18 protein-coding genes and 1 pseudogene are annotated in these 20,640 nt (G+C 70.8%); 7 read left to right on the top strand and 12 right to left on the bottom strand.

From position 1 onward, the window contains the following. Positions 1 to 723 precede the first annotated feature (723 nt). Positions 724 to 1,731: an aldo/keto reductase gene (locus U9979_RS03265; protein WP_322748710.1), complete on the top strand. Its 1,008-nt coding sequence runs from the start codon at positions 724 to 726 to the stop codon at positions 1,729 to 1,731. Between the two features lie 65 nt (positions 1,732 to 1,796). Here the strand turns inward: U9979_RS03265 and U9979_RS03260 are convergent, their stop codons facing one another. Beyond that, positions 1,797 to 2,510, bottom strand: a complete 714-nt coding sequence (locus tag U9979_RS03260) for a response regulator transcription factor (protein ID WP_322748709.1) — start codon at positions 2,508 to 2,510, stop codon at positions 1,797 to 1,799. 202 nt (positions 2,511 to 2,712) lie between these two features. Between U9979_RS03260 and U9979_RS03255 the strand changes: the two genes are divergently transcribed. Together U9979_RS03255 and U9979_RS25050 are read left to right on the top strand one after the other, a co-directional pair. Then, positions 2,713 to 3,264, top strand: a complete 552-nt coding sequence (locus U9979_RS03255) for a hypothetical protein (protein WP_322778203.1) — start codon at positions 2,713 to 2,715, stop codon at positions 3,262 to 3,264. An 82-nt stretch (positions 3,265 to 3,346) separates the two neighbouring features. Beyond that, positions 3,347 to 3,761: pseudogene (locus tag U9979_RS25050) on the top strand (IS982 family transposase); the annotation flags it as partial. A gap of 71 nt (positions 3,762 to 3,832) precedes the next feature. On the opposite strand, the gene U9979_RS03240 reads toward U9979_RS25050, so the two are convergent. From U9979_RS03240 to U9979_RS03210, 7 genes are read right to left on the bottom strand one after another with little or no spacing between them, the layout of a single operon-like run. Further along, positions 3,833 to 7,261 carry a protein kinase domain-containing protein gene (locus tag U9979_RS03240; protein WP_322778200.1) on the bottom strand — a complete coding sequence of 1,143 codons (3,429 nt, stop codon included), beginning with the start codon at positions 7,259 to 7,261 and terminating at the stop codon, positions 3,833 to 3,835. Continuing rightward, a complete protein-coding gene (locus U9979_RS03235) occupies positions 7,258 to 8,562 on the bottom strand; it encodes a phosphotransferase (protein ID WP_322778199.1) in 1,305 nt (434 codons plus the stop codon). The genes U9979_RS03240 and U9979_RS03235 overlap by 4 nt, the downstream gene beginning before the upstream one ends. Then, on the bottom strand, positions 8,559 to 9,353 hold the full coding sequence (locus U9979_RS03230; RefSeq protein WP_322778198.1) for a hypothetical protein: 795 nt from the start codon (positions 9,351 to 9,353) through the stop codon (positions 8,559 to 8,561). The genes U9979_RS03235 and U9979_RS03230 overlap by 4 nt, the downstream gene beginning before the upstream one ends. Before the next feature lie 10 nt (positions 9,354 to 9,363). After that, positions 9,364 to 10,206, bottom strand: coding sequence for a VWA domain-containing protein (locus U9979_RS03225; protein ID WP_322778197.1), 843 nt, complete (start codon positions 10,204 to 10,206; stop codon positions 9,364 to 9,366). Positions 10,207 to 10,223: 17 nt separating this feature from the next. Further along, positions 10,224 to 10,829, bottom strand: coding sequence for a hypothetical protein (locus U9979_RS03220; RefSeq protein ID WP_322778196.1), 606 nt, complete (start codon positions 10,827 to 10,829; stop codon positions 10,224 to 10,226). Then, the gene (locus U9979_RS03215) at positions 10,826 to 11,407 is read right to left on the bottom strand and encodes a hypothetical protein (RefSeq protein WP_322750202.1); all 582 of its coding nucleotides are present in this window, start codon (positions 11,405 to 11,407) and stop codon (positions 10,826 to 10,828) included. Before U9979_RS03215 ends, U9979_RS03220 begins: the two co-directional genes overlap by 4 nt. Further along, positions 11,398 to 11,901: a hypothetical protein gene (locus U9979_RS03210; protein WP_322750203.1), complete on the bottom strand. Its 504-nt coding sequence runs from the start codon at positions 11,899 to 11,901 to the stop codon at positions 11,398 to 11,400. Before U9979_RS03210 ends, U9979_RS03215 begins: the two co-directional genes overlap by 10 nt. Between U9979_RS03210 and U9979_RS03205 the strand changes: the two genes are divergently transcribed. Further along, complete coding sequence (locus tag U9979_RS03205) at positions 11,900 to 12,406, top strand: response regulator transcription factor (protein ID WP_322778195.1); 507 nt, start codon at positions 11,900 to 11,902, stop codon at positions 12,404 to 12,406. The genes U9979_RS03210 and U9979_RS03205 overlap by 2 nt on opposite strands. On the opposite strand, the gene U9979_RS03200 is transcribed toward U9979_RS03205, so the two are convergent. Both U9979_RS03200 and U9979_RS03195 read right to left on the bottom strand, forming a co-directional pair. Continuing rightward, positions 12,388 to 13,074 carry a response regulator transcription factor gene (locus U9979_RS03200; protein ID WP_322778194.1) on the bottom strand — a complete coding sequence of 229 codons (687 nt, stop codon included), beginning with the start codon at positions 13,072 to 13,074 and terminating at the stop codon, positions 12,388 to 12,390. The two genes, U9979_RS03205 and U9979_RS03200, sit on opposite strands and share 19 nt — an antisense overlap. After that, complete coding sequence (locus tag U9979_RS03195; RefSeq protein ID WP_322778193.1) at positions 13,071 to 14,801, bottom strand: sensor histidine kinase; 1,731 nt, start codon at positions 14,799 to 14,801, stop codon at positions 13,071 to 13,073. The genes U9979_RS03200 and U9979_RS03195 overlap by 4 nt, the downstream gene beginning before the upstream one ends. A 365-nt stretch (positions 14,802 to 15,166) precedes the next feature. Here U9979_RS03195 and U9979_RS03190 point away from each other — a divergent pair, with 365 nt between their 5' ends. Together U9979_RS03190 and U9979_RS03185 are read left to right on the top strand one after the other, a co-directional pair. Further along, the gene (locus tag U9979_RS03190) at positions 15,167 to 15,982 is read left to right on the top strand and encodes a response regulator transcription factor (protein WP_322750207.1); all 816 of its coding nucleotides are present in this window, start codon (positions 15,167 to 15,169) and stop codon (positions 15,980 to 15,982) included. Then, entirely contained in the window at positions 15,957 to 17,426 is a 1,470-nt protein-coding gene (locus U9979_RS03185) for a HAMP domain-containing sensor histidine kinase (protein WP_322778192.1), read from the top strand. The genes U9979_RS03190 and U9979_RS03185 overlap by 26 nt, the downstream gene beginning before the upstream one ends. Before the next feature lie 8 nt (positions 17,427 to 17,434). Here the strand turns inward: U9979_RS03185 and U9979_RS03180 are convergent, their stop codons facing one another. After that, positions 17,435 to 17,947: a hypothetical protein gene (locus U9979_RS03180; RefSeq protein ID WP_322778191.1), complete on the bottom strand. Its 513-nt coding sequence runs from the start codon at positions 17,945 to 17,947 to the stop codon at positions 17,435 to 17,437. A 328-nt stretch (positions 17,948 to 18,275) separates the two neighbouring features. Between U9979_RS03180 and U9979_RS03175 the strand changes: the two genes are divergently transcribed. Beyond that, on the top strand, positions 18,276 to 19,214 hold the full coding sequence (locus U9979_RS03175) for a helix-turn-helix transcriptional regulator (protein WP_322778190.1): 939 nt from the start codon (positions 18,276 to 18,278) through the stop codon (positions 19,212 to 19,214). An 80-nt stretch (positions 19,215 to 19,294) separates the two neighbouring features. Here U9979_RS03175 and U9979_RS03170 read toward each other — a convergent pair. Beyond that, positions 19,295 to 20,640, bottom strand: a 1,346-nt coding sequence (locus U9979_RS03170) for a CYTH and CHAD domain-containing protein (protein WP_322778189.1), incomplete at its 5' end; no start/stop codon positions are given.

Genomic DNA, 20,640 nt, shown 5'->3' with positions numbered 1-20,640 from the left:
GGACCCACACCGCGCGGGCCCCGGACCGTCTGAAGTGGGATTTTGGCGCTCCCACGACAGTGTTCGCCATCGGCGTCCCTTGTGGACGCCAACCGCCGAACTTGGCCATGGAAGACGCTACACGGCTACAGGCCATCACGGGAGGTCTCCGGGGAAGGAAGTCCACTACATACCTCACGTGCCAGATGGCGGCGTAACGCCCGCGGTAACCCACGGCAACCGCAGGCGGCAGACCTCCACGGCTACCGTCGACCGCTTCGGGCGGGCTGGACGCCGTCACGGTAGGCGTGCCGGCAGCACTGTTGATAGCGAGCCCTTCAGGCACGCCCGGCGGCGCGCCGCTCGCTGAGGGCGTCCCCGAGGGCAGCTTGCCTACTGCCTGGAAGGCGACCCATACCACCAGTTTGATTACTCAACGTGATGTACGCGAGGCACGTTTCACCCCCACGGACCCGCGCGACCACATAGTGACCTGGGTCGTCCGGTACCCGGCGGACGATGTGTCCGGACCCGCTCGCGGCGCGGCAGCATTAATGATCGACGCCCTGCCGTTAGGCAATGTCAACAGGACAAGCATGACATCGCTGGCATTCCCGGCCGCCGGGACTTCCGGGCCGGTGGATGCTTTCATGCTGGAGAAGCCGGCACGGTCCCGGTCGCTCTTAGCCGGGAGTGTTCGTTACCATCCGGTTCCGGAATCTCGCATGGGGGTGCGCACTGACCATGACCCTTCCTACAGCGCTCTTGGGCGCAACCGGTTTGAACATCACCCGGGTCGGCTTCGGCGCCTGGGCGATCGGCGGTGCGGAGCACGCATTCGGATGGGGCGCCCAGGACGACGATGAATCGGTGGCCGCCATCAGGCATGCCGTAGAACACGGCGTGAACTGGATCGACACAGCGGCGGTGTACGGGCGCGGGCACTCCGAGCAGATCGTGGCACGAGCGCTCACGGATTTCAGCGACGGCGACCGGCCGTACGTGTTCACCAAGTGCGGCATGGTCTGGGACCCGGACACAGCGCCCCTGCCCACGAGGGTGGGAGCGCCCGAGTCAATCCGCCGCGAAGTTGACGGGTCCCTGCGACGATTGACGGTCGATCGAATCGATCTTTACCAGCTGCACTGGCCACCGAATGACGGCACACCGATCGAGGATTCCGTCGCGACCCTGCACGAACTGCGCGCGGAAGGAAAGATCCGGTTGGTAGGCGTGTCGAACGTCAACGTTGAACTGCTCGAACGTGCCGCGTATGCAGGTGGGGTCGATGTGCTCCAGCCGCCGTTCTCGGCGATCAGGCGGACCGTGGCTACAGACGTCCTGCCCTACTGCGCGAAGCACAACATCGGGGTCATTGTCTACAGCCCGATGCAGTCGGGACTACTCACCGGGGCATGGACCGCGCAGCGTTCGGCGGACCTTCCGGCCGACGACTGGCGGCGCGGGTCGGCGGACTTCACCGGCGAAGCGCTGCACAGCAATCTCGCTCTCGCCGACATCCTGCGGACTGTGGCGAAGCGACACGACACGACAGTCGCAGCGGTCGCCGTCGCCTGGACCCTGACGTTCGACGGCGTGAGCGCGGCGATCGTCGGCGCACGCAGGCCGGCCCAGGTGGACGGATGGATTGCTGGCGCCGGCCTTGCGCTGACCGCGGACGACCTCGATGACATCGAGCTGGGCATTGATCGCCTCGGGGTCGGCGCCGGGCCGTCCCGGCCGACGGGCTGACGGGCTGACGGGCTGACGGGCTGACGGGCTGACGGGCTGACGGGCTGACGGGCTGACGGTCAGGATCAGGGCTCCCGCAGCACATAGCCGAAACCGCGCTGGGTGTGGATCAGCGGCGGCCCGTGCGGCGCGAGTTTGCGCCGCAGATAGCTCACGTACTGGTCGACGATGGTGTGGCCGCCGTCGAAGTCGTAGTTCCAGACCGCGTCAAGGATCTGGGCACGTGAGAGCACCCGGCGCGGGTTCGCCAGCAGATATCGCAGCAGCTTGAACTCGGTGGGCGACAGCTCGAGCGGATGACCGTCACGGGTCACCTCGTGGGTGTCCTCGTTCAGGACGAGATCGGCGAAGGCGAGTACCTGCGCGGTCAGTGGTAACTGGTCACGTCGCGCCCGCCGGAGCACTGCGCGCACCCGGGCCACCAGTTCGTCGATGGAAAAGGGCTTGGTCACGTAGTCGTCGCCGCCATAGGTCAGACCGGCGACCTTGTCGGCCTGACGATCACGGGCGGTCAGAAAGATCACCGGAGTTTCGATGCCCGCGTCACGCAGCCGGCGGCAGACCTCGAAGCCGTCGGTGTCGGGCAGCAACACGTCAAGCACCACGAGATCCGGTGCGGTCTCGGTGACAGCGGTAATCGCATCCCGGCCGGAAGCGGCGGTGACCACGTCGAAGCCGTGGAAACGCAAGGACATACGCACAAGATCGACGATGTTCGCCTCATCATCCACAACCAGGACCCGCATCGGCTGCGGATCACGGTTCCCGTTGTCGCTCATGTGCCCCCCATCCCGCCTGCGTGTCGCGCAGGCCATAATCACACCGACCGGACATGTGAGTTCCATTCGAGCCGAACCGTCTGTTCGCACATCCAACTCTCACAAACACCGGGCAGGCTCCGGAGATGCAAGGCCCCCCAGCCGTCCCCGCCCGAAGAGGTGTCGAACAACGATGAACCGTCATCACGCCAGTCGCTCTCGGATGGCCGCCGTGATCCTCGCCGGCGTCGCGGTTCTTCCGCTGGCAGCGTGCCAGGCCGGTGCCCATACCGTCCGCACGACCGCGGCCGCGGCAACCACGCAGGCGTCCACCTCCTCGTCATCGCAGGTGACGACCACAGCCACGTCCGCGACCGCACCCGTGACCGCCCCGCCGGCCACTGTGCCCGCCGGGCACGGAACCGGCGGCCCGGGATCCCTGACAGTATCGATCACATCACCAGTCGCGGTTGCCGGCCATGTGGACACAACCGTCACCTGCGAGGCCGGCCGACGCTATGCCGAAACCGCCAATGGCGTCATTCGCGGATACACCGTCGCCGAGACCGTGCGGGTCGCCGCCTACCACGGCCCCGGGTCCTACCCGGCCCTGGTCACCGTTTCGGTCAGCTCATCCGCCGAAGGCACGTACGCGGTGGACGCCATCGCAACCACCGCCGCGATCACGTCCACGGGCGGTTCGCTGTCATTCAGCGGACAGACCTCAGCGGGCCGCACCCTGGCCGGCTCGATCAGCTGGGCCTGCTCCGCTTAGACGAGTAATTCCAAACTCTGGGCGGCTGATGGCCGGGCATAGAGATGGCCGGGCATAGAGAGAGGGCCTCCAAGATCAAGACGTGACCCAAGACCTGGAGACCCTCCTGACCGCACTGTACGTAAAGATCGACAACCGGATCGGAGGGAGGCGCCGGATGGGCAAGCCGCCGCTACTCTCCGACTCCGAACTCATCTACCTGGCCGTCGCCCAAGCCCCTGCTCGGCCACCGCTCGCAGGCCCGCTGGCTGCACTACGCCCGTAAGCACCTGGCCGGGATGTTCCCCTACCTGCCCGGACAGTCTGGCTACAACAAACGGCTGAGGACGGCATTAGCACTGGTCAAGGACATGATCCGGATAGTGGCGGCGGACAGCGACTTCTGGTTCGACAACCACTGGATCACGGATGCGACGCCCGTGCCGTGCGGGATGTCCCGGCCGACCGTGCAGCGCTCGGAACTGGCGGGCTGGGCCGGCTACGGCTACTGCGCGGCTTTCAATATCAACATCGATCGCCCTGTCCGCTTCGCGGCGGAGCTGTTCGCGACTCACAGCCACGACTAGTTTTATATCATCCTGTCAAGACAGGCTTGTATAAAACTCTGACGGCGGGTGGCGCCACCCGCCGCGCCCGGCCCGGTCACCGGCCCTTCCGGGGGGGCCGATCCGCGGCGCAGGACGGACCACGTCGCCCACGCGACGGCTGCGGTCAGCAGCAGGAGCGCGGCGAGGTCAAGCGCCCAGGTGCCGGCGTCGGCCGTCCACAGCGGGTCGATCTTGGGGGCGGCCGGGGTCTGGCGGTAGCCGGTGGTCGCCGCGACCATCGCGAATCCCCACCGAGCAGGCATGAGGTACGCGAGCTGTTCCAGTGGCGGATGGCCGTCCAGTGGGATGAGCAGCCCGCACAGCAGCAGCTGCAGCAGCAGGACGAGCACGAGGATCGGCATGCCGCGGTCGGGGTTCCCGATCAGTGCTGAGACCAGTAGCCCTTGGGCCATCGCGGCCAGCGCGACCGCGACCATGGCGACGGCGACCTCGGCTACCCCGTCGCCCAGTACGAGCGGCCGGTCCGGCGCGCGCTGGCCGTACAGTCCGGCGAAGGCCAGGATCACGGCCTGAACGCTGCTGATCAGACCCAGCACGGCGAGCTTCGACCAGAGGTAGGCGCCGCGCGAGAGCCCGATCGCCTGCTCGCGGCGGAAGACGGAGCGTTCCTTGACCAGTTCGCGGAACGCTCCGGCGAATCCCGTGAACGCGCACCCGAGGATGAGCACGAGCATGAGCGGCGAGATGTCGCTGTCGGGGCTGGTCTGCCGGCTTGTCCACGACAGTCCGTGCCCGCCCGGAAGCAGCCGTGCGAACAGGCTCAGTACCAGCGGCAGCGCCAGCAGGAACAGCGCGTAGGCCCGATCGGCCGCGATCACCGCGAGGTAGCGGCGGGCGAGCACGGCGAATTGGCGCAGCGCCGGCTGCTGGCGCGGCGGCGCGTCCGGCGCTGCCCGTGCCGCAGGCGCCGCGGGCTGCGCCGCGCCGCTCGGCATCCCGTACTTCGCATACTCGGGCGAGGCCCGGAACCGAGCCGTCCAGTCGACGTCCCGCGATTGGTCGAGCAGCAGGAACATGTCCGCGAAGTCACGCTGGCCGAAGTATCCGAGCGCCTCACCGGGCGGGCCGAAGTAGGCGAGCCGACCGCCCGACGCGAGCACGAGCAGCCGGTCGCAAAGGTCGAGCTGCGCGGGTGAGTGCGTGACGACGACCACCGTTCGGCCGTCGTCGGCCAGCTTGCGCAGGGTCTGCATCACCGACTTGTCCATGCCCGGGTCCAGTCCGGACGTCGGCTCGTCGAGGAAGAGCAAGGACGGGCGGGTGAGCAGCTCCAGCGCCACACTCGTGCGCTTGCGCTGTCCACCGGAGAGCGTGCTGATCCGCTGCTCCGTCTGGTCGGCCAGTCCCAGCTCGCCGATCACCTCTTCGACCCGTGCGTTGCGTTCGGTCGCCGGGGTGTCGGCGGGGAACCGCAACTCGGCCGCGTACCGCAGAGCCCGGCGGACGGTCAGCTGCGGGTGCAGGATGTCGTCTTGGGGGACGAGCCCGATGCGCTGGCGCAGCTCGTCGTAGGACGCGTAGAGGTCGCGGCCGGCGTAGCGGACCTCACCGGAATCGGCGGGGCGCTGCCCGGTCAGCGCGCCGAGCAGGGTGGACTTCCCGGCGCCGCTCGGCCCTACGACGGCCAGCAGGCTGCGCTGCGGCAGGGCGAATCCGACCCCGTCGAGGAGCCGCCGGCCGGAGCGGGTGACGATCAGGTCGTCGGCCTCGAACGAGATGTCCCCGGCGTCGGTGTACTCGACGAGGGTGCCGCCCTGCAGGTGCAGCAGGGCGTGCCCGATGCCGACGATGTCCCCGGCCCCGATCGTGGCCGCCTGGCTGATCCGGTGGCCGTTGACGAATGTGCCGTTCCAGCTGCCGAGGTCGACGATCCGATGCTCGGTCCCGACCTGGCGCAGCTCGGCGTGCCGGCGCGAGACGAGCGGGTCGGTGAGCACCACGTCGCACTCGGACGCGCGGCCGATGACGACTGGTGCCGCCCCGACCGGGTGCAGCGCCGTGGCCTTCCGCCCCCACCACGTCCCGCCCTGGCTCGGCCCGGCGGGGGTGCCCGGCGCCCGTGCCGTCGGCGGTAGCCCGGAGGGTGGGGTGCCTGTCGCCTGGGCCGCGGGCGACGGCGCGGCGGGAGCCGGCCGCATCACATGGTGCCTGGTTACGAAGAGCGCGGTGGGTGCGGGCGGCATCGACGGCGAGGCTGGGGGCGTCGACGGTGGGGCCTGCGGCGTCGACGGTGGGGCGCTTCTGGCCTGCCACCAGCCCGATGCGGGTGCGGTCGGCGCTGCGGGCGGCATCGACGGCGAGGCTGGGGGCGTCGACGGTGGGGCCTGCGGCGTCGACGGTGGGGCGCTTCTGGCCTGCCACCAGCCCGATGCGGGTGCGGTCGGCGCTGCGGGCGGCGCTGGCGCTGGAGCTGGAGCTGGAGGAGGCGGGGCCGGGGCCGCGGGGGCGGCGTTCGTGCGCGTCCACCACCTGCCGCCCGTGGCCGGGGCTGCGGGCGGCCACCCCGACGCCGCCGGGATCGATGCCGCCGGGATCGATGCCGCCGGGATCGATGCCGCCGGGCTCGCAGACCCGAGGGCGGCGCGGGCAGCGGCCGCGAACACGGATGCGGCGGGATGCCGGTCGGCCGGGGCCTTCGCCATGCCCTGCGCGATGACGGCGTCGAACGCTGCCGGCGCCCCGGGCCGCACGGCAGACAGGACGGGCGGCGGGTCCTCCAGATGCGCCCTGATCACCCCGAGCCGCTCGGCTGTGACGAACGGCCTGCGTGCGGTCAGGCTCTCGAAGAGAAGGCAGGCCAGCGAGTAGACGTCCGCCCGGTGGTCGACCCGCTCGGACAGGAACCGCTCGGGCGCCATGTACTCGATCGAGCCGATCGCCGCCCCGATCGCGGTCATTCCGGCGCTGTCGACCGAGCGGGCGATCCCGAAGTCGACGAGGTAGACGAAGTCGGTCGGACGGCCGCGACCGGCGCACAGCACGTTGGACGGCTTGACGTCGCGGTGCACCAGCCCGTCGGCGTGCGCGGCGTCCAGCGCGGAGGCGATCTGCTCTACGACGTAGACGGCTGTCTGCGGGTCGAGCGGCCCACCGCGCAGGACGGTGCCCAGGTGGGCACCCTCCACCAGACGCATGTCGATGAAGAGCTGGCCGTCGATCTCGCCGTGGCGGTGGATCGGGATCACATGCGGCTCGCGTAGCTGCGCCACCGCCTCGGACTCCCGGCGGAACCGCTCGGTGTACTGCGGGTCCCCGGCCAGGCTCGGGAGCAGGAGCTTGAGCGCCACCATCCGCTGCTGCCCGGTGTCGTACGCCCGGTAGACCTCGCCCATCCCGCCGCGGCCCAGCAGCTCCTCGATGCGGTACGGGCCGAACATTCGCTGTGTCATCGCGCCTTCCCCGGTGGTTGTCGCCGCCGCCGTCGTCGTCGCCGGACCATGAGGGCGAGAATGGAAACAAGAATGATCAGGTCTGGCACGATGGCGTGCAGCACGGCGAGATTGATGAGCGCACCGGCGATCAGGACACTGCCGAACACCCAGGCCAGCGCCGCGACCACTGCGCGCAGCACCCGCCCGGCGTCGGCTGCCCGCGCTGGGGCCGGCTGCGTTGGGGCCGGCTGCGTCGGGGGCGGCTGCGTCGGTCCGGGCTGCGGCCCGGTTGGCTGCTGCCACCACACGGGCTGCCCCGTCGGCCGGGGACCGGGCTGGGGGCGGGGCCGCGGCCACGCGGTGGTGGGCTGGGGCTGCGCGTCGGCCGGCGGGTGGGCGGCGGTGCGGGTCCACCATGGGACCGGTCCCGCGATCAGCCCTTCCAGGTCGCCGGTGGCCGTCCAGCCCGGGGCGCAGCAGACCCGCAGCCGGGCTGCGAGCCCGTCGATCTGTGGGTCGTGCAGCCGCTCGACCCACGACCATGCCTGGGTCCGGTGCGGGGGCAAGTAGTCCTTGTGCTGGAAGAGCAGGTTCTCGCCGTCGTTGAGCTGCTCCCACTGATTCGGCTCGCGGGCGAGCGCCAGCAGCGAGAGATAGACGACGAGACCGGGGAACGTGTCCATCCATGGGCCCCAGAGCCGGTTCTCGGGCTGGTAGTTGCGGTGCCCGCCCTCCGACGGCGGCGAGGAGCCGGTGAACGGGGCGATCCACGAGCTGTCGAAGTCGACCAGGCGCAGCCGGCCTGCCGTGTCGACAAGCACGTTGCCGTGCTGCAGGTCGCCGTGAGCGAACCGGGCGGCCTGCGTCCGGCGCAGCAGGTCGCGCCACGAGCCGGCGAGCGTCTCCAGCGCCGCGCGGTCGTCGTTCTCGACGAGATCCTCGACATGCCGGTCGAGCGTGCGCCCGTCCACCCACTCCATCTGGACCATCGGCCAGCGCCGCCCGTTGACAAGGATCGCGTCGTCCACCCATCGGCAGCTGGCGACGTCGTCGGTGAGGCCGTGCTCGGTGAACCAGGCGTTGAGCGCGGTGTAACGCTGCTGCGTGGAGGCGTCCTCGCGGGTGAAGAAGCGCAGCGCCTGCGCGGTGGCGCCGACCGTCGCCCGGAACACGACCGCCGTGCTGCCCGACGCCGGGACGGGAATGCCCAGCATCGGGTGCACGTCGAACCGGGCCTCGGCCAGCTCGGGACGGTCGAACACGAGGTCGGGCCGCTGGACGGCCTTGATGTAGTCCTCGGCGGACAGGTGATCGGTCATAACGGGACCACCAGCGCGCCGGGCTCGGTCGTGGCGAGCTGGACCCGCAGCAGGGTGACGTCGTCGTTGCGCATGCGCCCGGCCGCGCGCTGGTCGGCGACGATCGCCGCGAACGCCGCGTCGTGGTCCAGGCCGGCGAGGGCCGCCCACAGCGACGCCTCGTCGCGACCGGTCTCCAACAGCAGCCACTGGGCCAGCGCGTCGGTGGCGATGAAGAGCACGTCGCCCGCGCGAACCTCGCCACTGGCCAGCTCCAGCGCACGCAGCATCGGGCCGAGCGCCTCCGGGCGGGTGCCTATCCCGTCAGGGGAGAGACCGAAGTCGTCCACGTCGATCGGCGGGAAGTGCGTGAGCAGCCGGCCGGCCCGGACGTGGAACAGCACGGTGTCCCCGAGCGCGGCTGCCTCCCAGCGGGCCCGGGGCCCGTCGAGGCCGGTGAGGCGGCATCCCAGGAACGTCGCGAACGACCCCTGCGTGTGGAACTTGTGTTCCTCGATGACCGTCGCGAACCGCGCGGGCGCCTCGGCCACCCACAGCCGCTGGACCTGCTCGAACCAGGCGCACAGCCCGTCGGGGGTGAGGTCGGGCCCGGTGTCGGCGACGAACGAGCCGACCAGCTGCGCCACCCAGCGGATTGCGTCGTAGGCCTCGGTGGCGCCGTCCACAACCACGTAGCGGGGCGCGACACCGGCGGCCGGGTCGCCGTCGTGGCAGGCAGCGGCGTCCTCCCATTCCGGTGCCGCGCTACCCAGCTTCTCCAGCCAGAAACAGGCGGAGCGGGCGAGGATCATCAGGAGGTCCTCACCGGTCCCGGACGTCGGCGACCCGGGTGCCGATCTCCAGGAACCACACGAGCGTCGCCAGGCCGGCGTTGAACACGAACCCGCGGGCGCCGTCCGCGATCTCCACCCGCGCGCCGCGGGCGTTCGCGACCATCGACGCCGGCAGCGCGCTGGAGATCGCGAACAGCTCGGGGCCCGGTTCGGGCAGCCCTGTCGCCGTGACCGGAAACAGCGCCTCGGGCGCGACTGTCGGCGACAGGAAGATGTTGAACAGCAGCGCCTGGCCGTAACGGGTCTCGATCGAGGTGAGTCGGGCGGCCCACTCGGCGAGGCCGGCGCCGTCGTACGGGCTGTCGGTGACCATTCCGTCGGTGATGTTGATGACGATCGGCGGGAACGAGTCTGGATGGCTGGCCGCCCACTCGTACACGTGCTCGCCCGCCGTCGCGATGGCCTGGCACATGGGGGTGCGGTAGCCGAACACCGGCTCGATCCAGACCGGGAGCCGGGAGCCGGCGACGGCGTCGACCGACTGGTCGGCCTCGACTCGCAGCGGGTTGTCGAACACATCCGGGATCGGCACGATCGGCCGCCCGGCCAGCGCCGGCTCGACGCCCTCGCCGCCCGCCACCGGGCAGGCGCCGTAGCCGAAGACGCTGACGTCGAAGTAGTGCCTGGCCCGGCCGCCGACCTCCTTCGCCGACTTCACGCACAGATCGAGCAGGATCTTGTTCACGGCGCGGGCGGCGCCATCGGCGAGGGTACCCCCGCTGGACTGCCACGGCTGCTTCATCGAGTCGGACCGGTCCAGCAGGAACATGATGCAGCCGGGGTTGGTACGGGAGAAGGTCTGCTCGTACATTCGTCCATCCGTCCTGGTCAGCGGGTATTTCGGCGGCGACTCGCGACGACGACGACCGGCCACGCGGCTCCGGGCTGCCAGGTCCACTCGTGGCCATCGACGCGGCAGTGGAACGCGTATCCCGCACCGGCGTGCCGGACGTCGAGGCGGAACGCGCCGCATCGCGGGCACTGCACGACGCGGGCGGAGTCGCGCAGCTCCCCGAGATCGCGCGGAGCCGGGCGGGCCGGCGCGGTCGCCGCGGGTGCCGCGGCCGGCGGGGCGTCCCTGTTCCACCACTGCCCCGCGGGCGGGGCGCTGCCTGCCGGCTGCCCGACCGGCAGCACAAGCTTCGTGGCCTCCGGCTGCGAGGTCTGCGGCTGCGAGGTCTGCGGCTGCGCGCCGCCGGCGCCCGGCCCGGACGACGGGCGCCTCAGTTCCGGCGATTGGGCGCGGTCCGTGACCGGTTGCCCCAGCAGAGCCGCGAGCAGCGTGCCTGCGGCGGCGGACCCGAGAACCACGGCGAGCGTCATCTCGAACGGGCGGTCCTGGAACCGCAGGGCCCAGCCGAATCCGGCCGCGACGAGCGCCGACGTCGCGAGCAGCGGGAGCTGGAGCCGTCCCGCCGCGGGCCGTCCCGTCACGACTTCTCCAGGCGGAACCGCACGTCGGCGGCCGGGTTGGTGACCGGCTGGCACTGCTGGCCGGTCGTTTTCGAGTCGGCGAACCGCCAGCCGGTCGGCAGGTCCAGGCAGACCGTCGCGTTCAGCGGCAGCTTGGACGGCGTGAACCGCCCGGTCTTGTCGAGTACGTAGCTCTGTAACACGCGCTCTGCGTCGCGGATCGTGACCGTGCTGATGCTCGGGACCTGGACGCCCTTGTCCGTCGTCTCCGCGACCACCTGGACCGGCTCGACGGTCAGTTTGGTCTCCCTGCCGTCGGATATCTGCTCCCGGCTCTCCCGGCTGCACGCCGACGCCGGCTTCGGCCCGACCAGCCGCACCGGGGCCGCCGACGAGACCACGCACACGTCCTGGTCGCGGACCTGGACGGTCAGGTCGGCCAGGAGCCGGGCATCCGCCGCCAACACAGTGACGGTGACCCCCTCCCGCGGCAGGATGAGGCTTGACAGCGCGACGGCACCGAACGCGATCACCGCCGCGTACCCGGGTGCCAGCGCCGGGTGCCGCCACGGCGACGCGCGACGCTCTGTCACACGCATGTGAACGGCGAGTTGACGCTGCCCGAACCGGTCCGGTTCGGGGCGGAGACGACCACCGTGAAACCCCCGCCGCCGGAGTAGCTCCCGCCGATACGGACGACCTCGCTCTCGTCCTCGTGGAGGAACCCGGACGACGGGGTGACCGAGACACCCGACGCGGACGTGGCCTTCCAGCGGATCGCCCCGTGGTAGGCGGAGATCTTCAGCTTGCTGTCGATACTCGCGCAGTCGACGCGGTTAGTGCTGTTCGTGCCCCGCTGCGTGACATTCGGGGTTCCCGTCGAGTCCGCCGTCGCGCTCGTCGTGACGTTCGGGGTTCCCGTCACCTTCGATGTCGCGCTCGTCGTGACATCCGGGCGCCCACTCGTGCCCGACCCGCCCGTGCCGCCGCCGAGACCGGGCGAGCTGGAGCAGGCGGTGATCTGGCCGCCGACGACCGCGAGTACGACGATCGTGGCAAGCACGCGTGCGAGCACCTTCAGCGCAGCCTTCATGGGAAGGAGTCTCGGGCGGACCGCGACCGGGCACATCGGTGCCGACACCGGCTTCCGGGACCGGTTTTCCCAGTGCTGGCACCGAGGTCGGGGCCGGAGACCGGGTGCTACCGTCCGTGCGATGGACCGGGTGGCGGTGGGCCGCGTCTTCATCGTCGACGACAACGCGCCGTTCCGCGCCGTCGCCCGCGCGCTCCTGGAAGGCGGCGGCTACCAGGTGGTGGGCGACGCCGCGACCGGGGCTGAGGCGCTGGCCGGCGTGCCCGAAGCGGACCCCGATGTCGTGCTGCTGGACGTCACCTTGCCCGACATGGACGGGTTCAGCGTCTGCCGGGCGCTGCACCGCGCGGCCCCCGGCGTCACGGTGGTGTTCTGTTCGGTGCGCGACGCCGAGCACTACGGCGACGCGGTCGAGCGGTCGTCCGCGGCCGGGTTCCTCCCCAAGTCGACGCTGTCGGCGGCCGCGCTGGCGCTGATCGTGGCGCGTCAGGCCGACCGCAGGTAGGCGAGTACCGCGAGGACGCGACGGTTGTGCTCGGCCTCGTCGGGCAGCGCAAGCCGCTGAAAGACGTTGCGGACGTGCGTCTCGACGGTGCGCGTCGTGAGGTGCAGCTCGTCGGCGATCGCGTTGTTGGACCGGCCCTGCGCCATCAGCGCGAGGACCTGCCGTTCCCGCGGGCTGAGCTCGGCCAGCTCGTCGCGCCAGCCCCTGCCGCCGACGAGCAGCGGGACGACCTCGGGGTCGAACGCGCAGCCGTCGGCGGCCACCCGGCGGACGGCGTCCAGGAAGTCGGGCCCGGTGACCCGGTCCTTGAGGAGGTAGCCGACGCCGCGCGCGGTGTGCCCGACCAGCTCGTCGAGGTGCGCGACCTCCAGATACTGCGACAGCACCAGCACGCCCGTCCCAGGGTGGCGCTGCCGCAGCAGCACGGCCGCGCGCAGCCCTTCCAGGCGGTGGGTGGGCGGCATCCGGATGTCGACGACCGCGATGTCCGGGCGGTGCCGCTCGACGGCGTCAAGCAGCTCGTCTGCGTTCCCGGCCTGCGCGACGATCGCGTACCCGTCGCGTTCCAGCAACTCGGCAAGTGCCGCCCGGAAAAGCGACGCGTCGTCGGCGAGCACGACGCGCGTCACCCCCGCGGCCGGGGCGGGTGGAGTGGTTGCGGTGGTCACGGCCCCTCCAGGGGTAACTCGGCGTGGACGGACGTCCCGGCGCCGGGGAAACTGCGCACGACCAGCTTGCCGTCGAGCGCGGCGACCCGGTCACGCAGCCCGAGCAGGCCGGTCCCGGTGCTCATGTCGGCGCCGCCGACGCCGTCGTCTGCGACGGTGACGAGCAGCCGGTTCCCGCAGGCCCGGACATGGACGTGGACCTGGCTGGCACAGGCGTGCTTCGCCGCGTTCGTCACGGCCTCGGCCGCGACGAAGTAGGCCGTCGCGGCCACCCAGTCCGCCAGCGGCGGCAACGCGGGGCCGTCGACGACATGCACGGGGTACGCCGAGCGGGTGGCGAGTGCCCGCAGCGCGGGTAGCAGCCCGGCCTCCGTGAGCACCGCGGGGTGGATGCCGCGGGCCAGCTCGCGCAGTTCCGTCATCGCCGCATCCAGTCCGTCGGCGGCCCGTTGCAGGAGCGCGTCGAGCTCGAGGTCGGGCGGTGCTGGGCCGAGCCGGTCCCGCGCCAGCCGCAGGATCAGCGCAGCCGTGACGAGCTGTTGCTGGGCGCCGTCGTGCAGATCGCGTTCGATCCGGCGGCGCTGCCCGTCGGCTGCCGCAACGATGCGGACCCGGGACGCGTGGACCTCGGCAAGCTGTGCCCGCACCTCCGCGGCGAGCCGCTGGTTGTCCAGCTCCAGCGCCGCGGCCGCCGTCACGGCATGCAGAACGTGCCTGTCGGCGCGCAGCGCCGGGTCGTGCAGGAGCACAGCGACCACGCGCAGGCCGCGCCGGACCGAAGTGACCGCGTCGTCCGGACGGGGCGTGACGGGCCGTCCGTCGGCATCCAGGTAGTTGTTGGCGGAGCCGGCGTCGTCCGGGCGGGGGTAGGCGATGCGCAGCGTCGGGTCGCCGAGCGCGCGGGCCAGCAGGCCACGCAGCTCGGTCGGCGGTATCTGCGGCAGCTGGATCAAGAGGTCCGCGACGGCCGTGCGGCCGAGCCGGACGCGCAGCGCGCCGGCCAGGAACGCCACCGGGAGCCCGAGCGTGGCGAGGTGGGCGACATCGTTGACCAGCAACGCACTCGAACCGGGCAGCGCCGCCGGGTGGAGCAGCGACGCGACGCTCCCGACGAGCCCGACGCCGTACACCGGCGCGAGCACCCGGCGGGCCGGCGGGGTGGCGACGAGCCAGCGCCGGACCAGCTGCCCGCCGACGACCACGGTGAACACCACCTGCGCGCCGTCAATCAGCATGTCCTGCGTCCGGGCCAGGTCGGCAACGAGCAGCAGGTTCGGCGTCAACGACCGGTAGAACGGGACGCCCAGCGGCACGAGGACGAGCACGAACACATACACGGCGCCGGTCACCACCCGCTCGGTGCGTGTCCGTAGCCGCCCCTCCGGGAAGGCCAGCAGGAGGTGCACGAGACACGCCGAGGCCACGGACCGGAAGAACATCCCAACGGTGTGCGCCACCGGGTCGATCGAGATCTGCAGGTCCTCGGCGAACCAGGCGATGCCGACCGTCACCATCAGCAGCCCGAACGGGCCCGGCCGGCGCAGGTGCGTGACGGAACCGGTCAACAGATAGAGCCCGCCGACAACGCCAGAGAAGAGGGTGCCGGTCGTGCCCGGATCCCGACCGGCATCGGCCAGCCAGAGCACCACCGCGCCGAAGACCGCGCCCGCCACGGCGAGCGCCGGGACGCCGTACCGGCCCCGGAGTCCCTCCCCATGTCTGGTCATGCGCGCCGCGGGCCCGCGCCGGTCAGCCGCCGCTGCGGGGAGGGCGTCGGCTGTGGGGTCGCCTGGTCTTTCTCCCACCGCCACCGCCCCCGGGACGATTCGCCCGCGTGCATGATCGCATCGAGTCGCGCTCCCCACCCCCTTGACCGTCCCGACCTGGCCGCGGGATCGATCAGGTCGCTGGTCGATTATTCGCGAGGCAATGACCGCCGACAAGGGAGGGGCTCACTCAGAGAAACGCTGAACAGTCGGATTTTGTTGGCCCTGCGGGCGGGGCAGACTCCGACACTTGATCCCAGGCCGAGCGGTTCCCGAAGATGCGGATGGAGGCGCGGGCCCGTCAACGTGATCGACGTGAAGCGGCGATGGGCACAGCGGGCTCGTTCACCAGTGCTGTCGGTCTTGCCGTCCGGGGCGCCGTCCCCGGCGGCAGTACCACGCCACTCGCCGCGGGGGCAGTGCGCGCATCGACGCTCACCAACGTCACACTGACGACCGTGGGAGACGACTCGTCCGGTCTCGTCCTGGTCGTCGAGGACGAGCGCCATATCGCCGACCTCATCCGGCTGTATCTGGCCCGTGACGGGTTCGGTGCGCATGTCTGCGCCGACGGCGCGGACGGACTGGCCGCGGCCAGACTGCTGGCGCCGGTAGCGATCATTCTCGACATCCGCCTGCCCGGGATGAACGGCCTGGACATCATCCGGACGTTGCGGCGCGAGGAGAACTGGATCCCCGTACTCATCGTGACGGCACGCGACGACGAAGCGGACCGGATCCTGGGTCTGGAACTGGGCGCGGACGACTACGTCACCAAGCCCTTCTCCCCGCGCGAACTCGTCACCCGACTGCGAACGGTGCTACGCCGCACGGCCGGCGCACCCGACATCTCCCAGACCCTGCGGGCCGGCACGGTTGTGATGGACCTCGGCCGCCGCCGCGTTCTGGCCGACGGTCGGGATGTCGTCCTCACGGCGACAGAATTCGACCTGCTGTCCGCCCTGCTGCGGCGGCCCGGTCTGGTCCACTCCCGTGAACGGCTGCTGTCACAGGTGTGGGGATATTCGGCGGCGGCGGGCACCCGGACCGTCGATGTCCATGTCGCCCAGGTCCGCGCCAAGCTCGGCGACGCAAGTCCGATCCGGACGGTGCGCGGTGTCGGTTATACCGCCGACGCCTGAGCCCCGCACCAGGCTTCGGCCCCGGCCCCGGCCCCGGCCCCGCAGCGGACTTGCGCTGCGAGCGGCCCTGCTGGCCACCGCCGTAGCCACGCTCACGGTCGTCCTCACGGGAGTGATCTTCCTGAGGTTGATCGGCGGAGCCGCCGACGACCAGGCCCGGCGGGCGTTGGGACGACAGGCTGACCTCGTCGCGCAGTTCTACGATCGCCCGGCGAAGACCGTCGAGTTCAGGCCGGGCGTGGGCCGGATGCTTGTGGCCCAGCAGATCACCGTCATCCGCCTCGACGGCGACGGAGTCGTGACCTCAAGCTGGGGACCGCGTGGCGCCGGGCGGGCCGAGTTGTCGGGCGAGGTCCTGGCCAGACTGAGCGCCGGTGATCCGGTCGGACGGGCCGCCACGGTCACGGGACGCCGGGTGAACATCGCCGCCCGACCATTGACCGACGGGGGCGCGGTAGCCCTGGTGCAACCGGCATCCCAGGGTCGGGAACTCAGCGTACCCGTCTCGCGCCGGCTCGCGATCGCGCTCGTTGTCGCACTGTGCGCCGCGACCGCGATGGGCCTACTGCTCGCCCGCCGGCTCGCGCGTCCCCTGCGGGCCATGGCCGGCGCGGCGCACGAACTGGCGGCTGGCCGCCGCGACGTCCGGGTCGAGGTTTACGGGCCTGCGGAGATAGCCGACGTGGGCGAGGCCCTCAACCACCTCATCGCCGCCCTGGCGATCAGTGAGGAACGGCAGCGTGAATTCCTGCTTTCCGTTTCGCACGAGCTGCGCACACCGTTGACCGCGATCCGCGGCTTTGCCGAGGCCCTGGTGGATGAGGTCACGCCGGCTGACTCGGTGGCGGCGACCGGCCGCGTGCTGCTCGCCGAGGCCCTGCGGCTCGACCGCCTGGTTCGCGACCTTCTCGATCTGGCCCGCCTGGGTGCCGATGACTTCCGCATCGATCTGGACGCCGTCGACCTGAGCGCGGTCGTCAGCGCCGCCGCGCAGGTCTGGGAGCGGCGGTGCGCGGCCGAAGGGGTCGAGCTGCGGATGGAGATCCCGAGCGGGCCGCTCGATGCCGTAACCGACGCGGCCCGGTGCCGGCAGATCATCGACGGTCTGGCCGAGAACGCGCTACGGGTCGTACCAGCCGGCGCACCGATCGTTTTCGCCCTCCGCAAGGAAGGTGCGCACATTGTCATAGAGGTCCGCGACGGCGGGCCCGGCCTCACGCCCGAGGATCTCGCCGTCGCCTTCGACCGGTCCGTGCTCTACGAGCGCTACCGGGGTATCCGCCCGGTTTCCACCGGCCTTGGCCTGGCCCTGGTCGCCAGCCTCGCGGCACGACTCGGCGGCCACGCCGAGGCCGGTGTGGCCGCCGAGGGCGGAGCGGCGTTCGCCATCCGGCTGCCGACGACGAGCATTCGCGCGCCCAGGGCCGACCGGCGACTCAGCTGACGGGCATATCAGCTGACGGGCATAGTCACCCGGAGTGCCGTCTTGCTCTGGCCGTCGACGCGAGCGCCGACCCTGACCTTCGCTCCGACCTTCACCGCTGAAATCTCCGTTTTATCCTTACCCTGGCGGACAACCGTGTTATCCGTAATCGAGTAGGAACCGATGTACCCGTCATCGCTGCGGACGGTCAGCGACGAGCTGGACACAGCCGTCACCGTCCCCTGCTGAACGGCGAACGTCTTGAAGCCGTTCGCCGTGCGCGCCACGAACTCCCCGTGCACGCCCTTTTCGGCGAGCCAGGCGCGGCCCATGCCCTTGGGCAACGCATCCGGGTGGGGGTCGGTGCTGGCCGCCGTGGTACTGGCCGTCGGCGTGGCGGACCCGCCCGAGTCGGCCAGCGCTGCGGTCGCGACCCCGCCGGCCGCTACCACCACGGCGCCCGCCACCGCGGCCAGCTTCGTTGCCACTGACATCCTCATGCCGTCACCTCCGTCGAGCGCGGCCACCATGGTCCGCGACATCGACCACTCTTTCGGTGGCTCGTGTGCCTTCCGTCCGAAAGTCGTCAGAACTGTGTAAGGACGGCGTGCCGCGGCGTGCCACGGCGTCCCGACCGTGGCCTCGCAGGTCGGGCAGCCAGCCGCCCGGGGAGGGCAAGGTCGCACTGGGCGGGATCCCGGTGGGTGGTGACCCCGATAATGTCAACATCGACAGGTGTCCCACAAAGGTCAGTTGCCTGGTCAACGGCATCTGAATCTTCGCCGGACAGGTGATCACCGCCCTGTCCGGACACCTCCACCCATGTCCCAGCTGCCGGTGTCCGGGCGATAACCCACAGGACGGTTGACCATGACAGACAGCGCGGCGAACAGCGCGGCGAACAGCGCGGCGAACAGCGCGGCGAACAGCGCGGCGAACAGCGCGGCGAACAGCAACGTCCAGCGGGATGCCCAGCAACGGGAGCTCGGCAAATTCATACAGGCCCACCGCGAGCGGACGCCCGGCCTCCTGCGGGAGGAAGTGGCGCAGCTGTCTGGCCTGGGGCTCGCCTGGTACACCTGGCTCGAGCAGGGACGGGTACCGGTTTCCCCGCAGGTTGTCGAAGCCGTGGCACGCACGCTGCGGCTGGACGACGGGGCCCGACGACACGTCCTGGCGCTCGCGGGTCTGCACGTGCCACCGGTGGCGCGCCGACACCTCCATGATCGACTCCGTGGTACGGCACGGCTGCTCCAACCCGTCCTGGACAGTTGGGCGACGAGCCCCGCGCTGCTGCTGGACCACAGGTTTGACATCACCGGGTGGAACGACGCCTACGCCGCGCTGTGGACGGACCCTGCCCTCGTCGACGACCGGCGCCGAAACCTCATATATCTGATGGTCACCAGCCGTTTGCTCAGCAGCACGCTGAATGACTGGGAGTCCGTGACAAAGGCCGTGCTCGCGCAGTTTCGGAACCACGCCGATCGCAATCCCCGCGACGACCGGACCGACGAACGCACCCGGGAGATATTCGCACTGCTCGAGGCCGACAAACCTGAGCTGCGCCATTGGTGGGAAAGCCGGACGGCGCATGAGTTCACCAGCCGGACGGTCACGGTCAGCACCGCGACCGTCGGCGACATCCGCCTGGTGCTCTCGTCGTTGCGCCCGATGGATGACCCGGACTCAACCATCCTGCTGCAGACCCCGGTCAGCCAGCCAGACCGGGACCGGATCCGACAGCTGCTGGAGCTGCCGGCGCGCTGGGTCGGCAACGACCGGTCACGCGGCTTCTACGACCAATAACCGGTGACCAATAACCGGCGACCAATAACCGGCGACCAACAACCGGCGACCAACAACCGGTGACCAATAACCGGGCGCTCTTAGCGCAACCAGCGACGGTGACGGGGCCGGGATGCCTCCGGCCAGAAGTCGATGAAATCCCGCTCCGCGGTACGCGCCCGGCATTCCTCCAGACCCAGCAACAGCCCGAGGGTGAACGCGGTCGGCTCACCGGTATCCGCGGCCGCGGTGCCCCAGGCACGAAGCAGCCCCTGGGCGACGATCGCATCCTGATGCGTGCCGAGCAGTTCCTGAATCTGCTCGGACAACCTGGCGAACGCCACCGCGTCAGAGCCGAATACCGGTGCGGCCGTCTCGGCCGCGTACCGCAGGCGCTTCGCCTGCTTGCGGGCACTGTGCAGCTGGAGGTCCCGCTCGTGGCCGGACGCAGTGGCCAGCGCGGCCTCGACCTTGCGGGTCAGCCGATGGTCCGCGCGTCCGATCAGCTTCGGGACGGCGGTGCGCGCGGGCTGCGTCGCCGGGCCACGCAGCGGTCCGGCGACCACCGCCCGCAGATCAGCAACGAGTGTCAGGTACCGCTCGCTGCGCAGCATCGCCACGGTCTCGGTGCGAGCCTCGGCCTGGCCTGCGAGCAGCTGGCTGTCGATCGCCTCGCCGACCGGGCCACGCACCAGCTCGGCGGGCAGGGCGGCCATCCGCCCGTCGAAGTACTCGACCATCACCTCGCAGTCGCGGGCCGCGGACAGCGCACCGGCCAGATCGCGCAGCTCACCGTCCAGGTGGCTGGTGGTCGCCGGGTCGAACATCGGCGCGAAGGTACGCAGCGTGCTGCGGAACCGACGGGTCGCCACCCGCATCTTGTGTACGGCATCGGGGGCATCCAGGCGAACCCGTGGATCGGCGGCGAGCAAGGCCTCCACCTGGGCTGCAAGGTAGGCCCGGACAACCTCACCGGCTGGCGACTTCAACCTTGGCCTGGCCCGGGGCGCCGTCGCGTCGGAGTGCCGCTGGTTCGCCAGTGCCGGCCCGAGCACCCGCGCCAGCTTTGACGCGTCCGGGGCTTGGGATGCACCGGCCGCGGTCAGGGTCGCGCCGACCGTGTCCAGCAGGCTGTTCTCACCGGCGCCGACACGTTCGACCTCGATCTCGCGCCACTGGCTGCGCCGCTCGCGCACGGTGTTCCCGCCAAGGGTCTGGGCACTGACGTGATCGTCGACGACCTCCGCGAGATCAGCGCCGGCGGCGTTGCGAAGGCGGATGGCGGTGCGGGTCGTGACCAGCCGCGCAACCGGTCGAAGCGGTGCGCCGCGCAGGTGGACACGCACCAGGTCAACCAGCTCGTCGGGCGGAGTGCGGTTCGCCCAACCATTGTCTGGACCAGCGGCGGCGGAAGCAGCGGCAGACACTTCCGGTACTGGATCAATCA

The sequence above is a fragment of the Protofrankia sp. Cas4 genome, assembly GCF_963555915.1.
GTDB lineage: Bacteria > Actinomycetota > Actinomycetes > Frankiales > Frankiaceae > Protofrankia.
The sequence above is the reverse complement of the archived record's forward strand: the minus strand, read 5'-3'. Positions and strand labels throughout refer to the sequence as shown.